The organism is Pseudomonas sp. CM27, from assembly GCF_013179515.1.
GTDB lineage: Bacteria > Pseudomonadota > Gammaproteobacteria > Pseudomonadales > Pseudomonadaceae > Aquipseudomonas.
Genome location: NZ_JABMCN010000481.1, coordinates 1 through 775 on the forward strand (window position 1 = coordinate 1; position 775 = coordinate 775).

General features: G+C 55.1%; 1 protein-coding gene and 1 pseudogene. Both read right to left on the minus strand.

What is annotated here, in order from left to right; translation table 11 throughout:
• A partial coding sequence (locus tag HP547_RS29085) for a UDP-N-acetyl glucosamine 2-epimerase (RefSeq protein WP_172288965.1) occupies positions 1–468 on the minus strand: 468 nt, incomplete at its 3' end.
• A gap of 27 nt (positions 469–495) precedes the next feature.
• Positions 496–775: pseudogene (locus tag HP547_RS29090) on the minus strand (capsular polysaccharide biosynthesis protein CapF); the annotation flags it as partial.

Below are 775 nucleotides of genomic sequence, written 5' to 3' on the forward strand. Positions count from 1 at the left end.
CAACAGGTAGTCACGGGCGATGGTGCTGTAGGTCAGGTTGATGTCGGCAGTGTGGTCGACGATACGGCGGTTGATCTCCTCGGGCACGCGCATGTCAAAGCAGCGGTTGCCTGCTTCCATGTGGAAGGTGGGGATCTTGCGGCGCTTGGCAGAAATCACGGCCATGCAACTATTGGTATCACCCAGCACCAACAACGCCTCGGGGTTCACTTCGGCCAGTACCCGGTCAACTGCAATAATCACATTGCCGATGGTTTCGGCCCCGGAAGCGCCTGCGGCGTTCAGGAAATGATCCGGCTTGCGGATACCCAGGTCCTGGAAAAAGATCTCGTTCAGTTCGTAGTCATAATTCTGCCCGGTGTGTACCAGGATGTGTTCGCAGTGCTCATCAAGCGCGCTCAGGACCCTGGACAAGCGAATGATTTCCGGGCGTGTTCCAACAACGGTGACGATTTTGAGCTTTTTCATACTGTCCTCATTCCTGAGCCAGCCGTTTTATGGGCAGACCGGCAGCGCATAAGTGTCCGGGTGTTCACGATCGAAGATTTCATTGGCCCAGAGCATCACGATCATCTCGTCTTCACCGATATTGGTGATGTCATGGGTCCAGCCTGGCACCGTTTCGACGATGGTCGGTGACTCGCCACAGGTCTCCAGTTCATAGAACTCGCCTGTCACCACCTGACGGAAACGGAAGTTGGCCTTGCCTTTGATGACCAGGAATTTTTCGGTTTTCGAATGATGGTAATGACCACCACGGGTGATGCCCGGGTGC